Below are 26,007 nucleotides of genomic sequence, written 5' to 3'. Positions count from 1 at the left end.
AAGATTTATCAAGACAGGCTGTCAAAACCCCGGCATAACCTTCAGCACCTGCCCGGCGATAAGGTTTCGACAGCGAAACCGCTGGCTGAGACAGAAGTTATTCAGGCGCAATAATTCAGGATGTTGAAGGTCGAATCCCGGCGGACCAGGGCTTTCTGGTTCACGCCGGCGTCTGATTGCCTACATTTCTAATCGAGAAATTATCAATGGCGACTACAGAAGAAAAATAACTAAAACTTTTCATTTTTTAGTTTTAATAAATAGGCATAAACTATTTTTCTGTTTTCCTCGCCGGAATAATAAAATTCTTTCAGAGGACAAATGATAGCGACTTTCCCTATATCTTCCTCCCGGAAAGGGTTTATTGAGTCAGCGCAATAATTTTCACCGCTTAAAGCTTTTAAGTTAAATTTCTTATCCGCATGCGGCTTTTCTTTGAATTTATTTATGCCGATGAGAGTAAATTCATTGGCTGTTGAATAAACGATGTACCATGTTTTATTTGAATAGAGGATGGATCGTTTTAGCTTGAATATATCAGCAAGATCAATTTTCTCCTGAGCGTGTAATTTTTTTAAAGCTCTTGATATGCATGCGCTAACTAACACAGAGTCAATCGCTATATTTAAAAGCACTATAGAAAATAAGGCAATAAATGAGATTGATAATAAATACACAAAAGCCTGGATGGTATTCTCTGAGTAAGAGACATAGGAAATAGAGAAAGCAAGAGCCAACCAGATTAAAATATTTAAAATGGAGTCTTTTTTATTCGGGGATTTTATTAAGCTTATGATCACGTAAATCAGCAGACTTAATATTATCGCGCCAAAAAATATCAAAGAAAAATCTGGCATGTTGTTTCCTTACGGTTAATTTTTTCCGATTAACATCATACAGTTGAAAATACACCATTGTAAAACTCATCCGCATTTTTGCTTGTCCCTAATTTGAGCTGGATGTTGATGGTAGCTGTTCAGACGGCAACTTCATGACTGAAGGTGAAGCTTTAGCGCTCAATGGAAATTAGACGGAATATTCGACCTCAGCAAGCACATGCTCAGCTCGAATTGCAAAGCGGGTCTGGAGAGCGTCTTCAGCGAGTTACTGCATGACGCCGGTCCAGCCGTGATAACCCATATAAATCCCCACCAGAGCAATCAACACGCAGGAAAAATAGGGAGCACGTCGCGCCAGCATATCAAGGCCACCCCAGCGCTTTGTCGCCTGCCGCACGCTGTATGCCGCAGCAGCACCGACCGTGACCAGGGTGATCGCCAGACCGACGCTGAAGCATAAAACCAGCGCCGCACCGAGCGAAAATTCTTTCACCTGGATGCAAAGCAGAAGCACGGTAATGGCCGCCGGGCACGGGATGAGTCCGCCCGTCAGGCCAAAGAGGATTATCTGACCCGTGGTCACATTTCGGTTGGCAAAACGTTTTGCAATGTCGTTGGCGTGCGCTTTTTCATGCGCATCCTGGTACTCCTTTGATGATGCATCTACTCCTGCCAGCGCCGAACGATCGTGATGGTGCTCATGGAATGTCAGGTCGTAGTCATGAACATGGCCGCGATGGCCCAGCGTCAGACGAACATCAAAGCTGTGCGGTTCAGGGATAGTCTTTGTGGACTCCATGAAGCCGTCTATTTCGACAAAATCGAAAACCTGCGAGAGAGTGCCTTGCCCCCGGTGTGTCACCAGTGACACATCCCGTGCCTGCCAGCTGCGCCCGCTCAGGGTACGCAAACGCCAGTGCGCTAGCCGTCCTTCTGCAAAAATAGAGAGTTCAACTCTACCGTGGCCGGTATCAATAATCCGCGTTTCGGCATGATGATGATGGCCGTGCGCATGCTCTTCTTCCTGCTCCCGTTGCCACAGGCGCTCTCCGCGCCAGGTACGCCAGAACATCCAGGCCGCAGTGCCCAGAATGATGACGGCAGAAATTAGCTGAAACCAGGGTTCAGCCGATTCAGCGGTAAATTTTCGGCTTATATACATGCCGCCTACCGCAATCATCCAGACTATTACCGTATGCGAAAGCGTGGCGGCAAGACCCAGCATAACGGCCTGCTTCACCGTTCCGCGGATAGCGATGATAAAAGCCGCCATCATCGTTTTTGAGTGACCGGGCTCCAGTCCGTGCATGGCGCCGAGAAGGATCGCGCTGGGGATGAAGATCCAGGCATTGCCCTGCTGCAAAAGCGTTGTGAATTCAAACATGAGGATGATCGACATCGTAGAATACGTGACAGGAATTCTACTCCCCCCCAGTACCAAATACTACCCCCCAGTAGAATGGCAATGATATAATCTCTAATAATTTACTGCTTTTAAGAGGGCAGCATGTCCCACACTATTCGTGATAAACAGAAACTTAAGGCCCGGGCCAGTAAAATCCAGGGGCAGGTCGTTGCGCTGAAAAAGATGCTCGATGAACCTCATGAATGCGCTGCCGTACTGCAGCAAATTGCCGCCATTCGTGGAGCAGTCAATGGCTTGATGCGTGAGGTTATTAAAGGTCATCTGAGCGAACACATTGTTCATGAAGATAGTGAAGCAAAACGTGAGGGTGATTTAGACGTAGTGCTGAAAGTTTTAGACTCTTATATTAAATAAATCAGTTACCTGGCACTCACCTGCATTGTGGATTAATCAGGCAGCCTGGGCGATAAACTGAAGCGGCAGCGGATGGGTGATTTTTAAACCTTAAATCACCCTCCGGCGCCATCGAAGCCACTACATGACATACGTTGAAATCAGCAATCGGGTGGCAATTCTGGCGCTTGAAACCAGGCACTGATAATTTCGCACGATCCTCTCTGTAACCTGACCCGGAATTCCCCTTCAGTTTGTACTTAATTCAAAATTAATATTGATCGTTATATCCAGAATCGTGAACGGTTATTCGAACGGGCGGCCCTCGGCGCCAGCATCTGATTGTGACTGGAGCACATTGCTCAGGGCAGGGTCACAGCATTAGATTTAACTCATTCATCCGCTGGGTATTACGGCGCAATCGGACGGCCGCGTCGGGCGTTGATGAGGGGCAAGTATTGGCGAAATAATGGTGCTCAATGTAAAGCTTTGTATGACCTCCTGCACAGTTTCTCCTCAATTTTCGTGCATTCACGGTAGCTGTTTTTGGCGCAACGCCGCTGAGCACGGGAAAAACCAGATAATGACAGGGTGTTATTACGGTTTTCATTACTATGATTTTTAAGAACATTAATCAATGTGTTGTGATTGAGTATTTTCCGATACGGGTTTCTTTTTTTGCCCGGCAGCTGACTTACGTTTATTTACATATAAACCGCAACGCCATCAAATAATGTAGAAAAAAAGGAGGAGCTATTTCGGTGTGTGTACAATGAGAATTACTCTCATTATCATAAGCATTTACTTACAAATATTAACTCTTCTGGGGATTATTTAAGTGAATGTAACTTTAGATAAAAAGCGCCCAATTGCGCTGTTTTTGGCTGGCTTGCTCAGCTCACCCGTTTTTGCGCAAGAAGCTACGGAGAAATTGGCTGACGACGAAACGATGCTCGTCACCGCTGAGCAGGGGCTGAAACAGCAGCCCGGCGTGTCGATTATCACCGAAGAAGATATTCAAAAAAGCCCTCCTGTTAACGATCTTGCCGACATCATTCGCAAAATGCCGGGTGTGAACCTGACCGGCAATGGCGCCAGCGGCAGCCGCGGTAACAATCGGCAAATCGACATCCGTGGCATGGGCCCGGAAAACACCCTTGTGCTGATTGACGGCGTGCCGGTGAGCTCTCGTAACTCCGTGCGCTACAGCTGGCGCGGCGAACGCGACTCTCGCGGCGATACCAACTGGGTGCCGGCAGAAATGGTGGAACGTATTGAGGTGATTCGCGGCCCGGCAGCGGCCCGCTATGGTTCTGGCGCTGCGGGCGGTGTGGTCAATATTATTACTAAACGCCCCACCAATGACTGGCATGGCTCGCTGTCCCTCTTCACCAATCAGCCGGAAAGCAGCAAAGAAGGTGACACCCGACGCGCTAACTTCAACCTCAGCGGCCCGCTGGCGGGTGACGCGCTAACGATGCGTCTGTATGGCAATATCAACCGCACCGATGCCGATGCCTATGACATCAATACCGCACAAAACGGTTCCTATGCTGCGGGTCGCGAAGGCGTACGTAATAAAGATATTAGCGGCGTGCTCTCGTGGAAAATTACTCCGGCCCAGATCGTTGATTTCTCCTATGGCTATAGCCGTCAGGGCAATATCTACGCGGGCGATACGCAAAACAGCAACAGTAATAGCAGCGCTGGTGGCTTAGTCGAGTCGCTCTACGGCGATGAAACCAACCGCTTATACCGTCAAAACTATGGCATCACTCACAACGGTATTTGGGATTGGGGGACGTCCAGGCTTAACTTTAACTATGAAAAGACCAATAACACCCGCTTAAAAGAGGGCACCGGCGGCAGTACGGAAGGGATGATCAACAGCGATGTCTATTCGACCAGCCGGCTGGAAAGCTATCGGGCGGGCGGGGAGGTCAGCTTCCCGCTGCAGCTGCTGGTCGATCAAACGGTGACCCTGGGCGCGGAGTGGAACCGCGATGAGCTCAACGATCCCGCCTCTATGCAGTCGTCGAGCACTGACTTCTATTTACCGGGGAGCTCAGGCGATCCTTCCCAGCGCAGCAGTGAAAACTCGGCCACGATTAGCTCCCTCTATTTCGAGGATAATATTGCCGCGACCGACAGCACCGAGGTGATTCCGGGGCTGCGCTTTGACTATCACGATAATTTCGGCGCTAACTGGAGCCCAAGCCTGAATATTTCGCAGGGGCTGGGGGAATATTTCACCATGAAAGCCGGTATTGCCCGCGCGTTCAAGGCGCCAAACCTTTATCAGTCAACGCCGGGCTACCTGCTTTCCACGCGCGGCAACGGTTGCCCGATTGGCCTCACTCAATGTTATTTACTGGGTAACGATAACCTCGATCCTGAAATTAGCGTGAACAAAGAGGTGGGGATTGAATTCAGTCATGCCGGCTACGCCGCTGGCATTACCTACTTCCGCAATGACTACAAAAACAAAATCGTGTCCGGCACTTCGGCCATTTACACCAACGGCACCTATAACGTGCTGCAGTGGGAAAACGGCGGTAAAGCCATCGTTGAAGGGCTGGAAGGCAACCTGACCATTCCTCTGATTGCCGATACGCTGGAGTGGCGCTCTAACGCCACCTACATGTTCCGTTCTGAAAGCAAGAAGACCGGCAATCCGCTGTCGGTGATCCCGGAATTTACCATCAACTCCCAGCTGGAATGGCAGGCCACTGAAGATCTGAGCGCGAACGTTAACTGGACGCAATATGGTCGCCAGAAACCGCGCCAATATGCTGAGACGTCCCTTGAAAGCAGGAATGGCCTTTCACAACGTGAAATTAGCCCTTATTCCATCGTTGGCCTGAACGTCAACTACGATATCACCAAAAATCTGCGCGCCAATGCGGGTATCAACAACCTGTTTGATAAGCAGATCTACCGTGAGAACGCGGGGGCTTCAACCTATAACGAACCGGGGCGCGCTTATTACGCCGGCGTAACCATGTCGTTTTAATTAACGGGGCGGTCTTCAGGCCGCCCTCATTGTTTTTATCGCTCAGCTATTGGCTTGCCAGCTCAATCAGGACGCGGATCGGAAGAGGGGGAAGAACCGTCCGTCGCTTCCGGGTTTATCTCATCGGCATGCGTGCTGATCAGCTGCGTCAGCGCGATTTGCTCGTGGAATTTTGTCAACAGAAGCTCAGCGTCCGTTTTCAGAACCTCTTCGGAAGATTCGAGAACGGAATTTATCGCCTTAGAAACGCTGCCTACCAGTTCTGATACGCCGCCTTCCTTGCCGATGGCCAGCATTAAGGCGCTGATAAGTAATGACTGAGCTTCAACCTGAGCAGCAAGCTGTTTGCTTTCCGCGTCCATAGAAGAGATTTTCGCGATTATGCTGAGAATGACATTGTTCATGATACTCCTCAAATCAATAAGATAAACGGGGTTGCCGGTGGCTATCTTCGTTGTTGGTGCGGCGAAATACCCATAGCACATAAATATGCCAGAAAAAATATCTTCAGTGTTAGCAGGGCGGCGATCTTGTTGCCGTGTCGTCACAAAACGGGCCGTTTTTCCGATGCGGATATCCTGAAGCGGAGGTCACAACCGGGCGTTCGCCGGGGCCGGTACGCGAGCGTACGCCATCTGAAAAAGAGAGAATCAAGCAGAGGAGGGCGTTTTGATATTAACGTGGCGTTTCGGCTATTTATCAGCATGCCTTAATAAGGCCGATTTTGTTTAATTTTAAATAACTTCAGCGCCGCTTTGACGTGTAAAAATAAACGTTATCAATCCGAATTTCCCGCCCCACGCGCGGAGGTTAAAATATCGCCGCGAGCGCACGTTCATTCGCCTGCGCGGTCAGGAAGCCGCGGTTTTACGCTCGGCGAAATAGTGCGCCGGGGTGCTCCCCATCATTTTTCTGAACATGGTGATGAAGGCATTCACGGACTCATAGCCCAATTGAGCCGCGACGTTCTGCACGGAGGTGCCGCTGGCCAGCTCCCGTAGCGCAATAATCAGATGCAGCTGCTGGCGCCAGCGCCCGAAGGTCAGACCCGTCTCTCGCTGCATCAGCCGTGCCAGCGAGCGCTCGCTGAGCGCCAGCCGCTTCGCCCACTCCCGCAGCGTACTGCGATCCTCCGGATGACTCACCAGCGCATCGGCCATGGCGCGTATTTTAGCATTCGCCGAGACCGGCAGGCTGAAGTTCTGCTGCGGCATGGCGGCCAGCTCATCGAGCGTAACTCGAGTCAGCCTGGCGGCGTGGCTATCTGCCGAATAGCCGACCTCCTCGCGGGTTAAGCGCTCGACCAGCTCTTTGATCAGCGCAGATACCGCCAGGGTACAGCAGCGCTCCGGCAGCGCCGCGGCGCCGGGCTCAATGAATAAATAGTTGAGGTGCGCGTTCCAGGTGGCTTTAGCGCTGTGGGGGACGCCGCCGGGGATCCACACGGCACAGTCGGGGGGGACGATCCACAGGTTGTTCTCCGCGCGGCAGATAACGGCGCCGTAAAGCGCGATAATCAGCTGCCCTTTCAGGTGGGTGTGGACCGGCACTTCCGCAGCGTAATCAGCAAAATCAAGCTGCCGGGCGACCGCCGGAGATCCTGCGGCGTCCGGGTCAAAGAATGTAGTGGCGTATTGAGACGGCATCGTATTGGCAGTATTTAGGGATTTTTTGACAGAATATAGTATTTAATGAGATGCGCAACCCGGTAATAATTGCCGGCATGAGCCAAATAAACGATTGTCCTTCCCGCCTGCTGCGGGCTAAAAGCGTGGTCTTCCGTCGTGCGGGGGTGCTACTCTCCTCGCCCGGCCTCCTGAGCGATGCCAATGCTCTGCTCTATTCCGCAAGAAGTTTTGCGGCCGCGATGCTGGCCTATTACCTCGCCTTATCCATCGGCCTGGAAAGACCCTCCTGGGCCATTATTACCGTCTACATAGTGTCGCAAACGTCGGTTGGTGCGTCGCTGAGCCGGTGCGTCTATCGCCTGATCGGCACGATAGCCGGCGCCGGGGCGACCGTGCTGATCGTGCCGGCCTTTGTCAATACGCCGCTGGTCTGCAGCGCGGTGCTCGCCGGCTGGATTACCTTCTGTCTTTACCTGTCGCTGCTTGAGCGCACGCCCCGCGCCTATGCCTATCTGTTAGCCGGCTACACCGCCAGCCTGATCGGCTTTCCCGCGGTACTCGATCCCGGCGCCATTTTTGATGTCGCCATCACCCGGGTGCAGGAGATTGCCATCGGCATCTTCTGTGCAGCCCTGGTCCACAGGTACGTTTTGCCAAAGCGGCTATCCGGGCTGTTTAACAGCAAGGTTGCGGAAACGCTGCGCGCCGTGCGCCAGACCCTCGCCCACGCGTTAACGGGTAAACCCGATGAGGCCGCGGGGAGCCTGCAGCTGGCGCTGGCGCTGCAGTTCCTGCAGGGCGTCAATCACCATCTCCCCTATGACTTTGCGATCCCGGGATTTGCCCGCAACGGCAGAAAAGCAATCCATGACCGGCTGGCGCAGCTGCTGGTGGTCAGCTGCGAATTACGCGATCGCCTACAGCCGATCGGCGCCATCCCGGGCGATCTGCAGCAGCTGCTGGAGGATGTCAAAACATGGCTGGCCTGCGAGGAGGCGGAGCTGCGGAAAATAGCGGGAGACGGGCTGGCAGAACGCAGCGCGCGCCTAACGGCGCGGCTCGCGGCCGATGCGCAGACGTTTGCCCGGTACCAGCAGGTGAGCCTGGCCCGTCACCTTCAGCAGGCAATCATCCTGCTGCAGCAGTGCGAGCGGCTCGCTGACGCCATCCGCCATGCGCAGCCCGCGCAAATAGCCGCCGAAAGCAGGGCGGTAACGGGCTACGTTTTCCATCGCGACGGCCTGTCGGCTGCGCGTACCGCGCTGGGCGCTTTCACGATAATAGCGAGCGGCTGCGCGGTCTGGATTTACTCTGCCTGGCCCGATGGCGGCACGGCGGTTTCCATTCTCGGAGTCTGCTGCACGCTGTTTGGCAGTTTCGATACTCCGGCGCCCCATATCGTTAAGTATATCGTCGGCTCGGCCTACGGCGTGGCGGCCAGCCTGATCTACAGCTTCGTGCTCCTCCCCCAGATTACCGATTTCAGCGTGATGGTTGCGGCGCTGGCCCCGGTCTATTTGCTGGCCGGATCGCTGCAGGCGCGGCCGCCCACCACGTTTATGGCCATGGGGATTACGCTGACGCTGCCCATTTTATGCGAGCTGGGCCCTCACTACAGCGGCGACTTCGCGGTGGCGATCAACACGGCCATCGCCCTGTTTGCCGCCACCGGTTTTGCCGTGGCGAGTATGCGGGTGCTGCAAACGGTGCAGGCAGACTCCGCCATCAATCGCCTGCTGCGCATTTGCCGCCGCGACGTCAGGCGCAGCCTGAAGGGGACGTTTGCGCCGGATGAGGCGCAGTGGACCAATCTGATGATTGACCGCACGGCGCTCCTGCTGCCGCGCCTGCCGCGAAGCTGGCAATCGTCGGGGCACGCGCTCAACCACATGCTGCACCATCTGCGCGTGGGGCTCTGCGTGATGCGGTTACGCCGCCTGCGTCTTCAGATGGGGAGCGAGGCGGCGAAGGAGATTAATGCGCTATTTTCCCGGCTGGCTCGTGGGGATGAGCCCGCCGCCTTACGCCCGCGGATCCTGGCCATCGTGGACCGCTATGCGCCGGCGCCGGATGGCCTATCGCGTCTGCTGACGGACGAGCTTGTCGATCTGCACTGTGCTCTGAGCGAACAAAACAGGAGGTCATCCGATGATGAATGACGTTAATTTCGGCGGAGTCTTCGTTCCCGGCCTGCTGGCGGTCGCGCTGGTGGCCCTGCTGTGCACGCTGCTGCTGGTGGCGCTTTTCGCTTTCAGCAGGCTATACCGCAGTTTGCCCTGTCGTCCGCTGATTGGGCTTTCGACCTATATTTTCACCTTTTTCCTGCTGCTGCAGGGACTGAACGCGCTGGGGTTATTAGCATGAAGTCATTTCTGTCTCTACTGAGCCGCTACGCGCTGACGCTTATTGCGGTCGCGGCGGCATCCATTCTGGCTTTCATGATGTGGAAGCATTATGCCCAGAGACCCTGGACCCGGGATGGCCGGGTTCGCGCGGATGTAGTGCGTATTGCGCCGGATGTTTCCGGGCCGGTGAACGGCGTGGCGGTGAGGGATAATCAGTGGGTCAATCGGGGCGATGTGCTCTATACCATCGATCCGCACTGGCTAAAGCTGGCAGTAGCCAGCGCCGAGGCCGAAGTTGAAGCCCGGCGCCATGAGATGTCCATGCGTCAGGACGCCGCCCGCAGGCGCGCGCAGCTCAGCAGCGTGATTTCGAAGGAGGATTTACAGCAAACTGGCAGCGCGGCGAACGTCGCGGCGGCGAACTATCACGGGGCGCTGGCGGCGCTGGAGCTGGCGCAGCTCAACCTGGCCCATGCCACGGTTCGATCGCCGGTCGCCGGCTACGTCACCCATCTCAGGCTGCGTCCCGGCGATTACGCCACCGCCGGAGTGACCACTGTTGCCGTTATCGATGCGCAGAGTTTTTGGGTGGTGGGCTATTTTGAGGAGACGAAGCTGCGTCATATTCGGGTGGGCAACAGCGCGCAGATCGTGCTGATGGGGTTTGAAGCGACCATCGCCGGCCACGTTGAGAGTATCGGACACGGCATCGGCGACAGTAATGATGACACCGGCGGGCTGGGTCTACCGGAGGTAAACCCAACCTTCAGCTGGGTGCGGCTTGCGCAGCGGGTGCCGGTACGTATCCATATAGATACGCTACCGGCAGGGGTTGAGCTGGTCGCCGGGCTGTCGGCGAGTATCGCCATTACCCCGTAACGCGACTACCCGTTTGCGAGCTCGCGGCGAATAATCTCTGCGCCCGCGCTTAGGGCGTTGAGTTTGCCCGTGGCCACCCGGCGAGGCAGGGGAGCCATACCGCAGTTGGTTGAAGGATAGAGCTTGTCGGCATCGACAAACTGCAGCGCCTTGCGCAGGGTGCCGGCGACTTCTTCCGCCGTCTCAATAGTATGGTTTGCCACGTCGATGGCCCCGACCATCACTTTTTTACCGCGGATCAGCTCAAGCAGATCCATCGGCACGTGCGAGTTGTGGCACTCCAGCGAGATAATATCAATATTAGAGGTCTGCAGTTTAGGGAACGCCTCTTCATACTGGCGCCACTCTGAGCCCAGGGTCTTTTTCCAGTCGGTGTTGGCCTTAATGCCGTAGCCATAGCAGATATGCACCGCTGTTTCACACTTCAGCCCCTCGATGGCTCGCTCTAAAGCGGCGATCCCCCAGTCGTTCACCTCGTCAAAAAAGACGTTAAAGGCGGGCTCATCAAACTGAATAATATCGACGCCGGCCGCTTCCAGCTCTTTTGCTTCCTGGTTGAGAATTTTTGCGAACTCCCAGGCGAGCTTTTCGCGGCTTTTATAGTGGTTATCGTACAGCGTATCGATCATCGTCATCGGGCCCGGGAGAGCCCACTTGATTGGTTGAGCGGTTAGCTGACGTAAAAAGCGGGCATCTTCGACGAAAACGGGCTTTTGACGCGCCACGGCGCCAACCACCGTCGGCACGCTCGCATCGTAGCGGTTGCGAATTTTAACGACCTCGCGCTTCTCAAAATCCACGCCGCTGAGGTGCTCAATAAACGTGGTGACAAAGTGCTGCCGGGTTTGCTCGCCGTCGCTGACAATATCGATGCCCGCCCGCAGCTGATCTTCCAGGGAGAGGCGCAGAGCATCCTGTTTTCCCTCAACTAACTCCTCATTTTGCAATTTCCACGGCGACCACAGGGTCTCGGGCTGCGCGAGCCAGGAAGGTTTAGGTAAGCTGCCGGCGGTTGAAGTCGGTAATAGCGTTTTCATAATGAATGACCTTTTATTTTTGATTAATTAAAGAGTGTTGCTGGCAGACCATTGCGCAAGAATATTCTGGTATGGTTTGATGAAATGCTCTTCGGTAAATTTTCCCTGTTCAATAGCCAGCCGGCTACGCTCTTCCCGGTCATAAACGATTTTGGTCAATGAGTGATCCTGGTGGTTCAGGTCGGGCTGATAATATTGTCCTGCCGCCGAGTTGGCGTTGTAAATCTCCGGGCGGTAAATCTTCTGGAAGGTCTCCATCGTGCTGATCGTCGCGATCAGCTCAAGATCGGTGTAGTCGCTCAGTAAATCCCCGGTGAAATAAAAGGCTAAAGGCGCAACGCTGTTTTTCGGCATGAAATAGCGAACCTTCAGGCCCATTTTGCCAAAGTACTCTTCGGTCAGCGATGTGCCGTTTTGCTGGTATTCGATGCCCAGTACCGGATGCTGATTGCCGGTACGCTGGTAGGTGTCTTTACTTGAGATGCTTAAACAGATAACCGGCGATTTTTTAAACCGATCTTTATACGCGGCGGAGTTAACAAAATATTTAAATATATTGCCGTGCAGCACGCCGAAGTTGTCCGGGATGCTAAACTGCGCCTGATTCTTATTGTGCTCTAACAGCACGACGCTAAAGTCATAATCTCTCACGTAGGACGAGAAATTATTCCCCGCAATACCGTCAATGCGCTGCTGGGTCTTTTTATCAATAATATAGGGTTTTAAAATTTCGATCGCCGGGAAGGTTTCGCCGTTGGCTTCGAGCTTCATTTCAACGGAAATGATTTCAAGTTCGACGGCATAGCGATCGCCCTGGGGGTTATCCCAGTACGCCAGCGTATTGAAACGATTGTTCATCATCACCAGGGTGTTGCGCAAATTCTGCTGACGGTCTTTCCCTCTGGCTAAATTAGCAAAGTTGGTGGTAATACGCGTATTTTCAGAAGGGTTATAGTTTTCATCGAAAAGCGTGCTCTTAACCGTAAACGTAACGTCTTTATTCATCGCGATCTTGCATCCCAGGTTCTGACATGAAAACTGAATTTCTTTGCTGATTTTCCGCTAGCGGCTGATTTTCTCAGCCGCCGCTCTTCATGTTGTCAATAAGTTAACATTATGTATTTTATGCCAGAGGCTCTGGATGAGTGAAAGCGACTTAATTTCATTACAACATGAGCCATCTTCATGATCGGGGTTTGGCTGGGGCATCGTCGCCGCGTACGGCCGAGGATTAAAGGTTTCCCCCGCGAATCGGCGGGGGAAGGGGTATTGCGCCGGAGATTAGCTTTCGCAGAAGCGCAGCCGGTTGCCAAAGGGATCGTGAACCTCAAGGGTTTTTCCCCAATCCTGGCGCACGATGTCCGGCCGTCCGTAACCGTAATTTTTGTGCCTTAACTCATCCCTGAACAATTCAATGTTGCGCATCGGTATAAAAATTGTCGCGCCCGGGCTGGCGTCGCCGTGATGTTCAGAGAGGTGCAGCTGCAGGTCGTTTCGGCCGATTCCCATATAAAGAGGAAGGTCAGGCGCAAAGCGGTGTTCAAATTCAACGCTGAAGGCGAGGAAATCCACATAGAATTCGCGCGCTTTGCGCTCGTCAAACATGCGTAAAATCGGGATGCTTTTCTCAAAAGAGACGCCTGCGGGAGCCGCCGACGAGTCTAACCGTGCCGATGCCGTATTCCAGTCCTTATAGCCCAGCTGCTGCGCGACGATTTCAAGCGCGGAAGAGTGGGGAAGGGTGACGTTGCGCGACTCCAGCGAGTTGCGCAGTTTTGTGGCCATAACCTTTGCCTGCTCGATCGAAAACATCTTTTCTCCTGTCGTCAGGGTATGTTGGCGCTCGCATTACCAAACCCCGATCGTCACAAGATATAGGCTAAGCAACGTGGGTTAATGACGCGCTTTCACCTTTTCCTTACGGAAGCGAGCGGCGGGCAGCGCGGGCCAAAGAGTAAAATATATAATCGCCGCCAATGACGCAAGCCCGGCACGAGACGAAAGAAACCCGTCGTCAGCGGGGCCGGCAGCCTGGCACATTGGCCAAAATAACGGGTATAATCCCACGCATTATTCAACGGGTTTAGAAGCGAAAATGACAAAACTTACCTTACAAGAGCAGATGCTAAAAGCGGGTCTGGTGACCAGCAAAAAAATGGCCAAGGTCCAAAGAACGGCTAAAAAATCGCGCGTTCAGGCGCGTGAGGCCAGAGAGGCGGTAGAGGAAAACAAAAAGGCGCAGCTTGAGCGCGATAAGCAGCTAAGCGAACAGCAAAAACAGGCTATCTTATCCAAAGAGTATAAGGCTCAGGTCAAGCAGCTGATTGAAATGAACCGCATCCGCGTGGCAAAAGGCAACATCGATTTCAACTTCACCGATAACAATTTGATTAAGAAAATCGTTGTCGATAAGCCGACCCACGCCCAGCTGATTAGCGGCCGCCTCGCCATCGCGCGTCTGGTTGCTGAGGCCAGCGGCGAGAGCGAATACGCGATTATCCCCGCCGTTGTTGCCGATAAAATCGCGCAGCGCGATGCGAACAGTATCGTATTAAACAGCGCGCTGAGTCAGGAAGAGCAGGATGAGGACGATCCGTACGCCGACTTTAAAGTGCCTGACGATTTGATGTGGTAAGCCTGCATTTGTCGCGGCCTGCAGATGAAAAGTCCTTCGGGACTTTTCATTCAGTTTTACCCCGGCGGCCTGCCTGAAATACGGCTTCAGACCTTAAGCATTTTTACCGTGGCATCGACGTCTATTTCATCCTCCGAGAAGATGAGCGTCGTTCCCTGGAAGGTGGTAATCGCCAGCTTCTTCAGCGCGCGCATTTCACCCGGCGCCGCGGCCGTCTTCGGCCGGATGCTGCCCATCAGCGCCCCCACGGACAGCACCGCATTTTCTTTATCAATACGGATATCGGCGGGTACTTCTTCGCTGTAGACCAGGTAAGATTTGATTGACGTGAGCTTAATGCGCTCGCCGGCGATATAGATATATTTGCTTTCCGGGACCACCTTCACCGCATAGGCTGACAGGCCCTTGTTATTGGTCGTGGGCTCGAAAGTCACCGCCGCATCTTTCTTAATCAGCTCCGGATTGGCGACCTTAATCACATGAAAATAGCGGTTATCGCCGTTTTCATCTTTGATAAAGCCAAAACCTTTATCTTTAAACCAGGTTGTGATTGTTCCGTTCATCGCCATTACCGCCTACCTAATCGTTTATCTACTGAGTTTTTGCAGCGCGCAGTGTAAAACACAATCCCTGCGCAGACTACGTCTTTGCTTTAAGTCTGGCTGATAAATTTCAGCTACGCGAGCAGGCGGCGGTCGGCTAACGCAGAATGACGAGCGCGAGCGTCGTTCAGGGAATGAGCCTCATCTGCCGAAACCGGGTAAACAGCTGGCAGAACATGGCCTCGGTCTCACAGTAATCATGGAAGCCGGCGCGGCGAATTTTGCTGCCATCGGCGAACATGTCGTAGTCCCAGCTGAAGACAAAATCGACGAATTCCCAGCCCGTAATCGCGGCAATATCGCTCTCCCTGAGCCGATATTTGGCCGCCATTGTTTGCCAGATGGCCGCTTTATCCGCCATCACCTCCTGCAGCGACATTGGCAGGGGCGGTGCAACCGGCAGATCGAACCAGGCCGCAATCCGGGGCCACATCTCCTGCCAGCGGAACAGGTCGCCGTTATTGACGTTGAACGCCTGGTTCTGCGCCGCCTCGCTGGTGGCTGCCCACAGCGTCGCCTTCGCCAGCAGGCCGGAATCGGTCATCTCAATCAGGCTGTGCCAGGCGCCCGACTTGCCGGGGAAGCGCAGCGGAACGTTTAACTCCTTGCAAATCGCCGCATAGACCGCCAGCGACAGGGCAAGGTTCATCGGATTGCCGGTGGACAGCCCGCCCACGATGGACGGGCGCAGCGCCGTCCAGCGCCAGCTTTTCCCGGACTGGCGCGCCTCCAGCAGACTCTGCTGGGCAACGTTGAACTCCGGCGGCATATGCCCCGCGTCGCTTTCGCGCGCGGGGGTCTTAAACGGGCCAAGATGAGCGCCGTAGACCTTATAGCCCTGCATCAGGCTGACGTGCGCAAGCTGGGGCGACTGCTCCGCGGCGCTGAGCGCGTTATCCAGCATATTGAGGTTCGGCTCCACCAGCCCGGCCCAGCTATCGGCGTGCTGGTAGGCGGCATAAAACAGATGGCTGACCGGCAGATCCGCCAGCGCCGCCATCGTCGCCTTCCGGTCATGCAGATCCACCGCCAGGTAGCGAACGCCGGGACGCGAGGCGCCTCCCCGCCGCGACAGCCCAATGACCTGCCAGCCGGCCTGCTCTAGCTCGTCGATAAGCCTGCTTCCGGCGACGCCGTTGGCGCCGGCCACCGCGGCCAGGCGCGGATGTTGTTGAGTTTTCATGCTGAGTTCCTCTTTTCGGGTCGAAAGTGAAATCAGAGCATGATTCATTAGCGATAAAGGCAGAAGACCGGCATATATAATAAGATTAATAACAAAATCTTTGAGGTGAAAAGAGTGAACAAGCTCAAGGCGATGGACGTTTTTATCCGGGTGGCCGAAACCGGCAACCTCTCGGCCGCGGCCCGCAGCCTGGGTCTGACCCAGCCTGCGGTCAGCCAGCAGGTCATGGCCCTCGAGCAGAGCCTCGGCGTGACGTTACTGCTGCGCACCACCCGCGCGGTGACCCTCACCGAGCCGGGCGAGCGCTATTACCGGCAGATTCGTCCGATCCTCGATGCGCTGGCGGAAACCGAGGAGGCGCTGATCGGGCAGCAGCAGAAGCTTAGCGGGACCCTGCGCGTGCAGGCGCCTACGGGGATCGGCCAGCATCTCCTGACGCCGATCGTTATCGCCTTTCAGCAGCGTAATCCGCAGCTCAGCGTCGAGCTGATGCTGGAGGACCGGCTTGCCGACGTGGTGGGCGAGGGAGTCGATCTTGCCATCCGGCTGGGAGAACCCACCGGCCTCAGCCAGGTAGTCAGACGGCTGGCTAACGTTCAGCGCGTGCTGGTCGCCGCGCCGGGCTATCTGCAGCAGGCCGGAACGCCGGTGCGGCTGTCAGATCTGGTGCTGCACCGGACGCTTCGCTACAGCGGCCTCGCCGCCGGGGATGACCTGACGCTGGAAGGACCGAACGGAAAAGAGAGCGTCCGTCTGAACGCGGTTTTCCGCGCCAACAATAGCTTTTCGCTGATTGCCGCGCTGGAAGCGGGGGGCGGGATCGGCGGCATACAGCAGCCGCTGGTGGCCAGACAGCTGGAGCAGGGAACCCTGATCCGGGTGCTGGCGGACTACCGCTGGCAGCCGCTCGGACTGTACGCGCTCTATCCCACCGGGCGCTTTATCCCGCTGAAGGCCCGGATGCTAACCGAGGCGATTATCAACGGAATAAGCAACGTTAGCGGGATAGCCATGACTCCGTCCCTGGGCCCTCGCGAAGAATAGCGGGTTGAATTCAGTCGGCTTTAAGCATGCCGAAGCTGACGATCCGCGAGCGGCCAAGCTCTTTTGCCCGATACAGCGCGGCATCGGCGGCGCGCAGCAGGCTGTCGCTCTGCGTATGCTGCGGGAAGCTGGCGATCCCGATAGAGACGTCTATCTGGCCCATTTCGCTCAGGCCGTAGCGTAGCGTCATATTGCGGACGTGGTTGTAGATATCCTCGGCGCACGCCAGCGCCGACTCTTCGTCGGTCCCGGCGAGGAGGACTAAAAACTCTTCGCCGCCGTAGCGGAAGGCTATGCCGATATCACGCACCGCGCGCTGAACCACGGTTGCCACGTTTTTAATCACCAGATCGCCCGCTTCGTGGCCGTACCGGTCGTTAATTGCCTTGAAGTGATCGATATCGATCATCAGGCAGCTCAGCGGCGTGCCGTTGCGCATCGCCAGATTCATCTGGGTGTGCAGGGCGTCTTCAAGATGGTGACGGTTGCGCAGGCCGGTCAGCGAATCGAAAAGCGCCTTTTCCTGCAGCGCATTGCGCAGACGCTGGTTTGCCAGCGCCAGGCCCAGCGCTTCGGCCATCAGCTCAAGGTAGGCGCGTGAAGGAGCGGTGGCGGGAGTGACGTTTCTGAAGGAGAGCAGGCCAATGGCTTCCCCCTGGGCAATCAGCGGAATGCAAAGCGACCATTCCGCGCCGGGCTTCGGCAGATGATAGCAGGCAATATCCGGCTCGCCGTTGACCGGAGGATGGCTCTGCCCGCGGCGCACGGCCCAGCAGTTATCGGGATGAAAGACGTCCGGTTCATCCGGCGGCGAGAGCCAGCTGGCGACGCAGCGCATCTGCCAGGGATCGAGGTCGAGAATATAGAGCCGCCCGGGGATCTCCGGCGCGATATTGGGCGCGAAAAGCTCGGCGACCTTAACCACGTCCTCGAAAGATTCGCATCCCTGCAGACGCTGGGTCATCCGCGCCAGCAGCTCGCGGATCGCCCAGTCGGCGTCGCGCTCCTGTTCAAGGCGCTGGCGCGCCAGGCCGTTCTCGCGGAAAATGCGGATCGCCTGCGCCATATCGCCAATCTCATCAATCTGGGTGAAGTTCGGCGCTTCAACCGCATAGTCCTGCGAGGCGAGCCTTTGCACGACATCGCTCAGGCGTACCACCGGATACAGCACCCGGCGTTGCAGAATAAAACCCAGCACAAACAGGAACATCAGCGCCGTCAGCCCGACCATCAGCTCGGACAGGCTGCGCCAGGTATGGGACTTCTCGGTGGCTTGCACGATAGCGCCGTTGGCCCGGCCTTCCAGCAGCTGGCGGAAGTGGTCGATCTGCGTCTGAACCCGATCCAGCTCCTGCTCGTAAGGCTTACCGTATAGCAGGCCGATTGCCTCTTTATCCTCACCGCGGGCGATATTAGCCAGCGCCGTTTGCTGTTCGTCCTGCAGCTCGTCGGCAATGCGTAAACCCTCGTGCAGAAGCGCCAGCTCCTGGGACGTTGCGCCGCTATCCTTAAGCTTTCCTAGCCGGCGTTCGATGGAGGTCATCGCCTGAGCCTGCTGACGATACTCCGCTAAGACGTCCGGGTTTTTATTGATAACGTAGGCTCGCGCGAGGTCTGAAAGCTCCCAGGCGTCTGATTCAACTTCCTCGGTTAGCTGGTCGAAAATTTGGCGCTGCTGCACCGCCTGGCGTTCGGCAGTATCCGCGTTGGAGGCCATCAGCATAGCAATGCCGGAGGCGAGGGTCAGGGCGACGGTGATACCGTAGGCCCAGTTGGTCATGGTGGCGATTCTCACCGGTGATTTCCTTGCGTGCAGATGAATTTATAACGTTATTTTTTATTATGGGACCCCGTCCTGTCCGCAGGCTGCCGGCAGGTCACGGTGGCGACCGGTCGCGTTGTTTACCGATGATTTCGCGATGGAGCGTATCGGCATGCTGGCGTAAAACGGCAAAAACATTCGCATCCAGCGCGCCATTTATAACATCGTTTTCAATTAGCCGTAATGCCTGCTGATAGCTCATCGCCTGGCGATAGGGGCGATTTTCGGTCAGCGCGGTAAAAATATCGGCGATGGCGATAATTCTGTCCGGCAGATGCAGATAATCCGCGTTCAGATGCAGCGGATAGCCGCTGCCGTCGAGCTTTTCATGATGGTTGGCGGCCCAGTTAATAATCTCGCCGAGCTCGCTAAAGGCGCTGAGGAGCTCGCCGGTCATATAGCTGTGTTCGCGCACCAGCAGACGCTCTGCGGGGGCGAGCTCGCCCTGTTTCTCCAGAATATCCAGCGGGATAAAGATCTTGCCAATATCGTGCAGGTAGCCGGCGGCCTCGATTTTCTTGCACTGTTCTGCCGGTAGATCCATATAGCGCGCCAGCTGCCAGGATATTTCGCCGACCATAATACTGTGGCTGGCCGTGAAGCTGCTGTAGGTATCAACGATTTTGGCAATCAATAAGCAGATGTCTTTCAGGCCGTCGACATCGATGTACAGATCGTTAATCGGGCCGATGATTTCCAGCATCCGCTGGATATGGCCGGGGTTAAGATGCAGCCAGAAGTGCTCTTTTTTCGCCAGCTGACACAGGGTTTGGCACAGCTGCGGGTCCAGCTCCTGATGCAGGGCGCGGAATTTATCAATAATAGTGCCGGTCTGATACTCGATCGGGGCGGCATCAGCGGAGAGCAGGCGTTCGAAGGCATCGGCAAAACAGACAATATGCTCGTCGAGGCTACCTTTATAGTCCGCGCTGAGGTGGTGGTGGCGAATAATAGGCAGGATCGGCGCCAGAGTAGCGAGACCGCTAAGCATTTCCGCCCCCCGCTGCTGGTGGGGATCGTCAAGGTTATCTATCGCATTGAGCGAGGTAATCATCCGCTTGTCCCCCAGCACTCCGATGTCGTGCAGCAGCGCGGCGCAAAAGATAGTCTGCTGCCGCTGACGCGGCAGCCGTAGCGCCAGCGAGAGCTCAAGGGCGATAAGGGCCGTTCGCTGCATATGCAGGTGGAGTTCGGGATTGATTATCTGTATGACGCGAGTGGTAAGCATCAATGCTGATTTTAAGGCGAGACGCATCGTTTTTCCCTCTTCGCGATATCCACATAAAATAGGCCGATTCCGGCCGTTAGTGTATTGATAATTTACTAGCAACGCGTCTGAGGCGGGACAACTAACAATAATAAACGGTTGGTCCGGCGGCGGTTTCATCATCTGGCGCGCCCATCCCGGGGGCGTCGCTGCAGCAAACCGGCGTGAATGATGCATGAAAAGCCTTTGTTGCCCGACAGTTAATCATTTTGCCTGTAAAAAGAAAATAAATAGTGGCAGGCCGTTTGCGTTAACTCCCCGCCCGTTTGCTAAATAGCTATTCTGGGGATGAGTAAAGATGAATTTTAGAGCATGACTTGCGATTGCGTTACTGACGATGCGTTCCCTGGCCGCTCGCGCAGCATAGCCCACATACTCGCTCCACGATGGCGGGAAGTTCTGCCCGTTCCGCCGCCAGCAATCAGCAGCATCGCCGCCTCAGGGCGAGGCGGCGAACGGACTTGGTCAGAATTTCAGCGATCCCTGTAGGTACAGGGTGCGCGGCTGACCGGCGTAAATGCCTTTGTTGTTATCGTCGTACGAGCGGGTGTAGTACTCGTGGTCGAAGATATTCTTCACCCCGACCGCGAGGTTAAGGTTGGCCATCTGCGGACCAAAATCGTAGGCGACTCGCGCCCCCCACAGCATAAAGCCCGGAATGCGGCCGGTGCTGCCGTCGGCGCTCTCCGCAACGGTGTTGGCGTTGTCGGCAAACTGGCTGGACTGGAAATCGCTATTGAGGTTGAAGGTCCAGCTGCCCGGCTTATAGTCGACGCCGAGGGTGCCTTTATGCTTCGGCGAGAACGGGACCTGATTGCCGTAGGTGTCGCCTTTTTCGCGAATTTCGGCGTTAACGTACGCATAGCTGGCGTACACCGACAGGTTGTCGAGGCGCGGCGTGAGATCGCCAAGATCGTAGCGCGCCTGGGTTTCCAGCCCGCTGTGGCGGGTTTTGCCGCGGGCGGTGACGGTATCGTTGGTCTGGTTGGAGTCGTACTGATTATTGAAGTTAATCAGGAACAGGCCCAGCTCCGCGCTCAGCGCGCCGTTGTCGTAGCGGCTGCCGATCTCCCAGGTACGCGCCTTTTCCGGTTCCACGTTGCCGCTCTCCACGGCCTTGCCAATTTGGCTGTACTGGACGGTGCCGAACGAGCCTTCGGTATTCACATAAAGATTCCAGCTGTCGGTGAGATGATAAAGCACGTTCAGCGCCGGCAGCGGGGCGTTGTAGCTGACCCGCTCGCGGCTACCCTTGAGGTTGTTGTCCTGATAGGACTCAATATGCTCGAAGCGCATGCCCGGGGTGAGCGTCCAGTCGCCGATATCAATCCGGTCGTCGAGATACCAGGCGTGGGCCTCGGTACCGGAACGGGTATCGCGATCGTAAGGGCTGGCGGTGCCCGGCAGCTCACCGCCGGCGGTGGTGGTGTAGTAGCGCATCTCGTGGGTGGATTCATTCACGTAGCGATAGCCGACGCCCACTTCATGCGCGGTAGCGCCGAGCGTAAAGCTCTGGCTGTAGCGCGGCTCGATCCCGCGCACCCAGTATTCGCGAGGCGAGAGCGTAATGCGCTTGCCCTGCTCAAGGTAGCCGCTGCGCAGCGTATGGGTGTAGAAGCCCTGAATATTGAACTTGTGCAGCGCGTCCGGCTGAAATTGATAGCCGAGGCTGGCGAGCTGGCGGCGCCCCCAGAAGCGGTCGTACGGGCGGGTAGACTGCCAGCGGTCGGCGTTATAATCGGCGCGGGAAAGCCCGCCGGGCATATCGGCCTCGCCGTCATAATATTGCAGCAGGCTGTTAAAGGTATGCACCTCGTTGGGCGCATATTTGCTTTTCAGCATCACGTCGTCAATGCGGGTGGCGCTGTGCTCGCGCCAGTCGCTGCCGCGGGTGCCGGAGTAGAGCAGCGCGGAGCCAAAGCCGTTATCCGCCGTGCCGCCAATCAGCAGGTTGTGCGTCTCTTTGGGATTGTTCTGCGAGGAGGTTGGGCTCAGCTGGCCTTCAACGCCGGCCTCAATGCCAAAATCCTGCGGAATGGCGCGGGTGACGAAGTTTACTACGCCGCCCACGCTCTGCGGCCCGTAGCGCACGGCGCCCGCGCCGCGAACGACGTCCACGGCATCCATATTGCCCAGCGATACCGGCGCCAGCGACAGCTGGGGCTGGCCGTAGGGGGCGAAGGGCACCGGGATACCGTCCATCAGTACCGTGGAGCGGCTGGCCAGGCGCGGGTTGAGGCCGCGGATGCCAAAGTTCATCGCCAGATCGTGGCTGCCGGTGCCGGTGTTATCCGGGGCGTTGACTCCCGGGATGCGGTTCAGCACCTCGCGCATGGCGGTGGCGCCGGTTTTGGCAAACTCGTCGCGGCGGATAACGTCGCGGGCGCCGGCGTGTTCAAACACGTCGTTTTCCCGGGCGTCGCCCAGCCAGTCGCCGACAACCGTCAGCGTTGACTCGTTGTCAACGGGGGCCGGCTCCAGAGTCCAGGCGTTATGACCCAGGGATTTGAGCCGCAGGCCGCTGCCGGCCAGCAGCCTCTGCAGGCCATCTTCAACGTCGTAGCTGCCGTGCAGGCCGTCGCTGTGCTTGCCCCGGGTCAGGCCTGCGTCGGCGGCGAGGGTGATGCCGCTGCGGGCGGCGTACTGATTGAGCGCGGTAGCTAAATCTCCGGCGGCGATATCAAACTGCGCGGCGGCAAAGACCGGCGCAGCGGCCAGCGCCGCCAGCGGCAGCAGGCTTAAACGGATTGCCATCACCAGAGGCATGGGTTTGCGTAGAACGCGTAAAGGCGTCATCTGATCTCCACGATTGTTTTGGTTGTTTTCACCCGTTAAGTCGAACGAGCAGGGGAAAAGGGACAATGGAGAATGAGAATTTTTTGTGTTTTTTCTCAGGCGGGGACGACGGTGACCCAGTAGCGGGTGGCAACCTGCAGTTTGACCGGCAGCGTTTGCGTAATAACCTGCAAAATCGTCCCGGTGTCGTCCAGCGGGAAGGTGCCGCTCAGGCGTAAATCGGCAACCCGGGGATCGCAGCGCAGAATACCGGGGCGATAGCGGGCGAGGGTGGCGATAACCTCCCGCAGGGGGCGGTCGCGAAAGCTGAGCACGCCCTCGGTCCAGCTATCTTCACCGGAGCTCAGCGTTTGTATCGGGGAAAAGGCTTCGGCGCTAAAGCGCAGGCTTTCTCCGGCCTCGACCCGCTGGATCTCGCCGTGCGCCAGGCGCACCTCAACGGCGTGCTGCTGCACCGCCAGGCGGGTCTCATCGGCAAACTGGCGAACGGTGAACTCCGTGCCCAGCGCGGTGAGGTTCCCGTCGCGGGTCTGCACGCGGAACGGTCGCTGGAGCGCGTCGCGGGCGGTGCGGATGGCAATTTCGCCGTAGCGCAGACGCACCAGGCGCTGCCGGGCGTCGAAATAGACGTCGGCGGCGCTGTCGGTGTTCAGGGTCAGAACCGAGCCGTCCGCCAGCGGCTGGCGACGCGTCATCCCCCTGGCCGTGCGGTAGTCGGCGCGCAGCCCCTCCGCCAGCTCGCTGCCCCACAGCCGCCAGCCTCCGCCGGCGATCGCCAGCAGCATCAATCCTTTCAGCACCTGACGGCGGGCGGCCCGACCGTCGTTGAGGGCCCGGCTGGCGAGCGCGCCGGGCAGGTGACCCATCTGCTGACGCAGGTTTTCGACCTGCTGCCAGGCCCAGCGGTGGTCAAGATCCTGCTCGTACCACTGCTGCCAGCGGGCTTCCTGCTGCGGGCTGGGGCGGCCGTCGCTGAGCAGGGCATACCAGTGGGAGGCCGAGCGCAGGGCCCGGCGACGGGAGTCGGTCAGCTTTCCGATCACAGACCGTTCTCCAGGCGAAAAATCAGGCAGTGCTCGGTCGCTTTGGCGACATATTTTTTCACCGAACTGACGGAGACCGTCAGGCGTACGGCGATTTCGGCGTAGGTCAGACCTTCCAGCTGGGAGAGCAAAAAGGCCTCCCGCGCCTTCTGGCTCAGGCCGTCCAGCATCGCATCGATCTGCTGCAGCGTTTCCAGCTGAATTTGCTGCAGTTCGGCGGAGGGCGCCAGCGCCTCCGGGAGCTGGGCAATCAGCTCCAGCCAGGCGCGCTCCAGCGCATTGCGGCGAAACAGATCGATCATCACCCGCTTCGCGACGGTGCACAGGAAGGATTTCGGATCGCGGATGGTCGTTAAGGCTTCGCCGCCCATCAGCCGCATAAAGGTATCCTGAGCGACGTCATCGGCGTCAAAAGAGGATTGCAGCCTGCCGGTTAGCCACTTTTTCAGCCAACCGTGATGGGCGTGATACAGCGAAGCAAGCGTCAGCGGCGCGGCGGTGGCGGAAAGTGAGGACATGGCCGTATTTCAGGAAAAATGGAACGATAGCGCATATGTTAATATGAGAATGGTTCTCATTACAATTGAAACGCAGCGCGAACCTTTCCTGCGGAACGGGTTGTTACTTTAAGTAATTGTTATCAATTATAATTGATTTTACATCTTCGGCGGCGTTCGTATGCTCAAATGCAAATAAAAGTCATTATCAATATTCCCTCGCCAAAGATAATGATGTATTTATAATGCATCTTATAAGCCATGAGGTGCTGCAGATGAATGCGAGTGAAAAGGCCGGACACACATTTTTAGCCAGCCTGGGGAAAACCCGGTTGCGGCCCGGCGGCGTAGAGGCGACGGAATGGCTGTTCCGTCAGGCCGTGCTCTCTTCCGAGAGTACGGTGCTGGAGGTGGCCTGTAATATGGGGACCACCTCAATAGAGCTGGCGAAACGTTTTGGCTGCCGCGTGTACGCCATCGATATGGATAAAGACGCCCTGGCGAAGGCCCGGCAAAATATCGTCCTGGAAGGGGTGGATAATAAGGTTCTGGTAATGGAGGCGAACGCCACCAGCCTGCCGTTCCCTGATGCCACCTTTGACGTGGTGATTAATGAGGCGATGCTGACCATGTATGCCGATAAAGCCAAAGCGAAGCTGGTGGCGGAATATTATCGCGTGCTCAAGCCCGGCGGCCGCCTGCTGACCCACGATATTATGTACACCCAGCAGACGCTGGGGGAGGGAGAGCGCGCGGCGCTGCAGGGAGTGGTCAAATCTCACGTCAGCCCGATGAGCCAGGCGCGCTGGCAGTCGCTGTTTGAAGAGGCGGGGTTTGACGCCGTGCGCTACCACGCGGGGCCGATGTCGCTGATGTCGGCGCGGGGGCTGATAAAAGATGAAGGTTTCAGCCAGGCCCTGAGAATCATCTGTAATGGCCTGCTTAAGCGGGAGAATCGTCCACGTTTCCTGGCGATGATGCGTTTTTTCCGCCGCCAGCGCCGGCAGCTGAATTTTATTGCCTGCTGTTCGGCGAAAGGTATTGCTGTACATAAATAATGCGAAATAAGCGTGCGAAATAAAAGCGACCTTATATATCTGTCATTATTTGTCAGGAAGATAAAATAAGCCGAGTCTTATTTTTGCTCCCCCCGCCGGCGATAACTTTTTTGGTCCAACGTCAGCGGGGAGAATTATTCTTCCCGATCTCGTCCGGGGCTTCATGGTTGATTTTTCGGCGCGTCGGCCCGCGGCGTTATTACATCGGGCCGGAGGCGGCCGAACGCGCCGGCTTCGCCGCGGTGCCGGGCCCGGTCCGCACGGGAGATGTGCGGGGAGCGGCGCTCGACGGCGGCGTGTCAGCAGGCGGAAGTTTGGCATTTGTATAAATGAATAGCGTGTGAATGATTCTTCTGGCGAATATTCTTAATCTATTATTTGTTTTTTAATTTACATTTTGTAACAAGTGTGCTGGCATTATGTTTTTTTACCCTCCCTGCTCGTTTTTACTTGCCCGAGTGAATTTAGGCAGATTACTATTGTCGTACCTGCTTTATGTACCGCCTAACGACTGATGAAGGGAATCGTTTTTTCCTTAAGCGTTACCTCATGTTGGATGT

At 56.2% G+C, this 26,007-nt stretch carries 22 protein-coding genes; 8 read left to right on the top strand and 14 right to left on the bottom strand.

Translation table 11 applies throughout. The annotated features are described in order from the left end of the window. Positions 1–230: 230 nt before the first annotated feature. Both AC1M2H_RS16625 and AC1M2H_RS16620 read right to left on the bottom strand, forming a co-directional pair. The gene (locus AC1M2H_RS16625) at positions 231–857 is read right to left on the bottom strand and encodes a hypothetical protein (protein WP_480148191.1); all 627 of its coding nucleotides are present in this window, start codon (positions 855–857) and stop codon (positions 231–233) included. A gap of 247 nt (positions 858–1,104) precedes the next feature. After that, positions 1,105–2,223: a nickel/cobalt efflux protein RcnA gene (locus tag AC1M2H_RS16620; protein WP_480151968.1), complete on the bottom strand. Its 1,119-nt coding sequence runs from the start codon at positions 2,221–2,223 to the stop codon at positions 1,105–1,107. Positions 2,224–2,346: 123 nt separating this feature from the next. Between AC1M2H_RS16620 and rcnR the strand changes: the two genes are divergently transcribed. Both rcnR and AC1M2H_RS16610 read left to right on the top strand, forming a co-directional pair. Beyond that, positions 2,347–2,619: a Ni(II)/Co(II)-binding transcriptional repressor RcnR gene (rcnR, locus tag AC1M2H_RS16615; RefSeq protein WP_045854885.1), complete on the top strand. Its 273-nt coding sequence runs from the start codon at positions 2,347–2,349 to the stop codon at positions 2,617–2,619. Positions 2,620–3,436: 817 nt separating this feature from the next. Beyond that, positions 3,437–5,611, top strand: coding sequence for a TonB-dependent siderophore receptor (locus AC1M2H_RS16610; protein ID WP_480148189.1), 2,175 nt, complete (start codon positions 3,437–3,439; stop codon positions 5,609–5,611). A 62-nt stretch (positions 5,612–5,673) separates the two neighbouring features. Here AC1M2H_RS16610 and iraP read toward each other — a convergent pair whose 3' ends face one another. Continuing rightward, on the bottom strand, positions 5,674–6,015 hold the full coding sequence (gene iraP, locus AC1M2H_RS16605; protein ID WP_045854887.1) for an anti-adapter protein IraP: 342 nt from the start codon (positions 6,013–6,015) through the stop codon (positions 5,674–5,676). 447 nt (positions 6,016–6,462) lie between these two features. Beyond that, positions 6,463–7,257: an AraC family transcriptional regulator gene (locus AC1M2H_RS16600; RefSeq protein WP_480148188.1), complete on the bottom strand. Its 795-nt coding sequence runs from the start codon at positions 7,255–7,257 to the stop codon at positions 6,463–6,465. A 77-nt stretch (positions 7,258–7,334) separates the two neighbouring features. On the opposite strand from AC1M2H_RS16600, the gene AC1M2H_RS16595 reads away from it, so the two are divergent. From AC1M2H_RS16595 to AC1M2H_RS16585, 3 genes are read left to right on the top strand one after another with little or no spacing between them, the layout of a single operon-like run. Beyond that, entirely contained in the window at positions 7,335–9,398 is a 2,064-nt protein-coding gene (locus AC1M2H_RS16595) for an FUSC family protein (protein ID WP_480148187.1), read from the top strand. Then, complete coding sequence (locus tag AC1M2H_RS16590) at positions 9,388–9,603, top strand: DUF1656 domain-containing protein (protein WP_128878467.1); 216 nt, start codon at positions 9,388–9,390, stop codon at positions 9,601–9,603. Before AC1M2H_RS16595 ends, AC1M2H_RS16590 begins: the two co-directional genes overlap by 11 nt. Beyond that, positions 9,600–10,463, top strand: coding sequence for an efflux RND transporter periplasmic adaptor subunit (locus AC1M2H_RS16585; protein ID WP_480148186.1), 864 nt, complete (start codon positions 9,600–9,602; stop codon positions 10,461–10,463). The genes AC1M2H_RS16590 and AC1M2H_RS16585 overlap by 4 nt, the downstream gene beginning before the upstream one ends. Before the next feature lie 5 nt (positions 10,464–10,468). Here the strand turns inward: AC1M2H_RS16585 and AC1M2H_RS16580 are convergent, their stop codons facing one another. The 3 genes from AC1M2H_RS16580 to AC1M2H_RS16570 all read right to left on the bottom strand — a co-directional run bounded on the left by AC1M2H_RS16580 (position 10,469) and on the right by AC1M2H_RS16570 (position 13,312). Beyond that, positions 10,469–11,500: a methionine synthase gene (locus AC1M2H_RS16580; protein ID WP_480148185.1), complete on the bottom strand. Its 1,032-nt coding sequence runs from the start codon at positions 11,498–11,500 to the stop codon at positions 10,469–10,471. 27 nt (positions 11,501–11,527) lie between these two features. After that, positions 11,528–12,505, bottom strand: coding sequence for a DUF1852 domain-containing protein (locus AC1M2H_RS16575; RefSeq protein ID WP_480148184.1), 978 nt, complete (start codon positions 12,503–12,505; stop codon positions 11,528–11,530). A 276-nt stretch (positions 12,506–12,781) separates the two neighbouring features. Beyond that, positions 12,782–13,312, bottom strand: a complete 531-nt coding sequence (locus AC1M2H_RS16570; protein ID WP_480148183.1) for a glyoxalase superfamily protein — start codon at positions 13,310–13,312, stop codon at positions 12,782–12,784. 283 nt (positions 13,313–13,595) lie between these two features. Here AC1M2H_RS16570 and AC1M2H_RS16565 point away from each other — a divergent pair, with 283 nt between their 5' ends. After that, on the top strand, positions 13,596–14,135 hold the full coding sequence (locus AC1M2H_RS16565) for a DUF2058 domain-containing protein (protein WP_480148182.1): 540 nt from the start codon (positions 13,596–13,598) through the stop codon (positions 14,133–14,135). 86 nt (positions 14,136–14,221) lie between these two features. Here AC1M2H_RS16565 and AC1M2H_RS16560 read toward each other — a convergent pair whose 3' ends face one another. Together AC1M2H_RS16560 and AC1M2H_RS16555 are read right to left on the bottom strand one after the other, a co-directional pair. Then, the gene (locus tag AC1M2H_RS16560) at positions 14,222–14,704 is read right to left on the bottom strand and encodes a cold-shock protein (RefSeq protein ID WP_480148181.1); all 483 of its coding nucleotides are present in this window, start codon (positions 14,702–14,704) and stop codon (positions 14,222–14,224) included. A gap of 160 nt (positions 14,705–14,864) precedes the next feature. Beyond that, positions 14,865–15,920 carry an SDR family oxidoreductase gene (locus tag AC1M2H_RS16555; protein WP_480148180.1) on the bottom strand — a complete coding sequence of 352 codons (1,056 nt, stop codon included), beginning with the start codon at positions 15,918–15,920 and terminating at the stop codon, positions 14,865–14,867. Positions 15,921–16,034: 114 nt separating this feature from the next. Here AC1M2H_RS16555 and AC1M2H_RS16550 point away from each other — a divergent pair, with 114 nt between their 5' ends. After that, complete coding sequence (locus AC1M2H_RS16550) at positions 16,035–16,964, top strand: LysR family transcriptional regulator (RefSeq protein WP_480148179.1); 930 nt, start codon at positions 16,035–16,037, stop codon at positions 16,962–16,964. A gap of 10 nt (positions 16,965–16,974) precedes the next feature. Here the strand turns inward: AC1M2H_RS16550 and AC1M2H_RS16545 are convergent, their stop codons facing one another. The 5 genes from AC1M2H_RS16545 to fecI all read right to left on the bottom strand — a co-directional run bounded on the left by AC1M2H_RS16545 (position 16,975) and on the right by fecI (position 24,410). Further along, on the bottom strand, positions 16,975–18,759 hold the full coding sequence (locus AC1M2H_RS16545; protein WP_480148178.1) for a diguanylate cyclase: 1,785 nt from the start codon (positions 18,757–18,759) through the stop codon (positions 16,975–16,977). 82 nt (positions 18,760–18,841) lie between these two features. Next, positions 18,842–20,041: an HD-GYP domain-containing protein gene (locus tag AC1M2H_RS16540; RefSeq protein WP_480148177.1), complete on the bottom strand. Its 1,200-nt coding sequence runs from the start codon at positions 20,039–20,041 to the stop codon at positions 18,842–18,844. A gap of 477 nt (positions 20,042–20,518) precedes the next feature. Next, positions 20,519–22,849: a TonB-dependent Fe(3+) dicitrate receptor FecA gene (fecA, locus tag AC1M2H_RS16535; protein ID WP_480148176.1), complete on the bottom strand. Its 2,331-nt coding sequence runs from the start codon at positions 22,847–22,849 to the stop codon at positions 20,519–20,521. Between the two features lie 95 nt (positions 22,850–22,944). Continuing rightward, positions 22,945–23,892, bottom strand: coding sequence for a ferric citrate uptake sigma factor regulator FecR (fecR, locus tag AC1M2H_RS16530; protein WP_480148175.1), 948 nt, complete (start codon positions 23,890–23,892; stop codon positions 22,945–22,947). Further along, complete coding sequence (gene fecI, locus AC1M2H_RS16525; RefSeq protein WP_480148174.1) at positions 23,889–24,410, bottom strand: ferric citrate uptake sigma factor FecI; 522 nt, start codon at positions 24,408–24,410, stop codon at positions 23,889–23,891. The genes fecR and fecI overlap by 4 nt, the downstream gene beginning before the upstream one ends. A 254-nt stretch (positions 24,411–24,664) precedes the next feature. On the opposite strand from fecI, the gene AC1M2H_RS16520 reads away from it, so the two are divergent. After that, on the top strand, positions 24,665–25,447 hold the full coding sequence (locus AC1M2H_RS16520; RefSeq protein WP_480148173.1) for a class I SAM-dependent methyltransferase: 783 nt from the start codon (positions 24,665–24,667) through the stop codon (positions 25,445–25,447). Positions 25,448–26,007: the final 560 nt, after the last annotated feature.

Source organism: Klebsiella sp. F11 (genome assembly GCF_056712265.1).
Note: the sequence above shows the minus strand (reverse complement) of the source record. Positions and strands in the feature narration are given on the sequence as shown.

Coding starts and splice junctions, on each gene's coding strand:
- AC1M2H_RS16625 (WP_480148191.1), bottom strand. CDS start 857: ATGCCAGATTTTTCTTTGATATTTTTTGGCGCGATAATATTAAGTCTG.
- AC1M2H_RS16620 (WP_480151968.1), bottom strand. CDS start 2,223: ATGTTTGAATTCACAACGCTTTTGCAGCAGGGCAATGCCTGGATCTTC.
- rcnR (WP_045854885.1), top strand. CDS start 2,347: ATGTCCCACACTATTCGTGATAAACAGAAACTTAAGGCCCGGGCCAGT.
- iraP (WP_045854887.1), bottom strand. CDS start 6,015: ATGAACAATGTCATTCTCAGCATAATCGCGAAAATCTCTTCTATGGAC.
- AC1M2H_RS16600 (WP_480148188.1), bottom strand. CDS start 7,257: ATGCCGTCTCAATACGCCACTACATTCTTTGACCCGGACGCCGCAGGA.
- AC1M2H_RS16595 (WP_480148187.1), top strand. CDS start 7,335: ATGAGCCAAATAAACGATTGTCCTTCCCGCCTGCTGCGGGCTAAAAGC.
- AC1M2H_RS16590 (WP_128878467.1), top strand. CDS start 9,388: ATGATGAATGACGTTAATTTCGGCGGAGTCTTCGTTCCCGGCCTGCTG.
- AC1M2H_RS16585 (WP_480148186.1), top strand. CDS start 9,600: ATGAAGTCATTTCTGTCTCTACTGAGCCGCTACGCGCTGACGCTTATT.
- AC1M2H_RS16580 (WP_480148185.1), bottom strand. CDS start 11,500: ATGAAAACGCTATTACCGACTTCAACCGCCGGCAGCTTACCTAAACCT.
- AC1M2H_RS16575 (WP_480148184.1), bottom strand. CDS start 12,505: ATGAATAAAGACGTTACGTTTACGGTTAAGAGCACGCTTTTCGATGAA.
- AC1M2H_RS16570 (WP_480148183.1), bottom strand. CDS start 13,312: ATGTTTTCGATCGAGCAGGCAAAGGTTATGGCCACAAAACTGCGCAAC.
- AC1M2H_RS16565 (WP_480148182.1), top strand. CDS start 13,596: ATGACAAAACTTACCTTACAAGAGCAGATGCTAAAAGCGGGTCTGGTG.
- AC1M2H_RS16560 (WP_480148181.1), bottom strand. CDS start 14,704: ATGGCGATGAACGGAACAATCACAACCTGGTTTAAAGATAAAGGTTTT.
- AC1M2H_RS16555 (WP_480148180.1), bottom strand. CDS start 15,920: ATGAAAACTCAACAACATCCGCGCCTGGCCGCGGTGGCCGGCGCCAAC.
- AC1M2H_RS16540 (WP_480148177.1), bottom strand. CDS start 20,041: ATGCGTCTCGCCTTAAAATCAGCATTGATGCTTACCACTCGCGTCATA.
- fecA (WP_480148176.1), bottom strand. CDS start 22,849: ATGACGCCTTTACGCGTTCTACGCAAACCCATGCCTCTGGTGATGGCA.
- fecI (WP_480148174.1), bottom strand. CDS start 24,410: ATGTCCTCACTTTCCGCCACCGCCGCGCCGCTGACGCTTGCTTCGCTG.
- AC1M2H_RS16520 (WP_480148173.1), top strand. CDS start 24,665: ATGAATGCGAGTGAAAAGGCCGGACACACATTTTTAGCCAGCCTGGGG.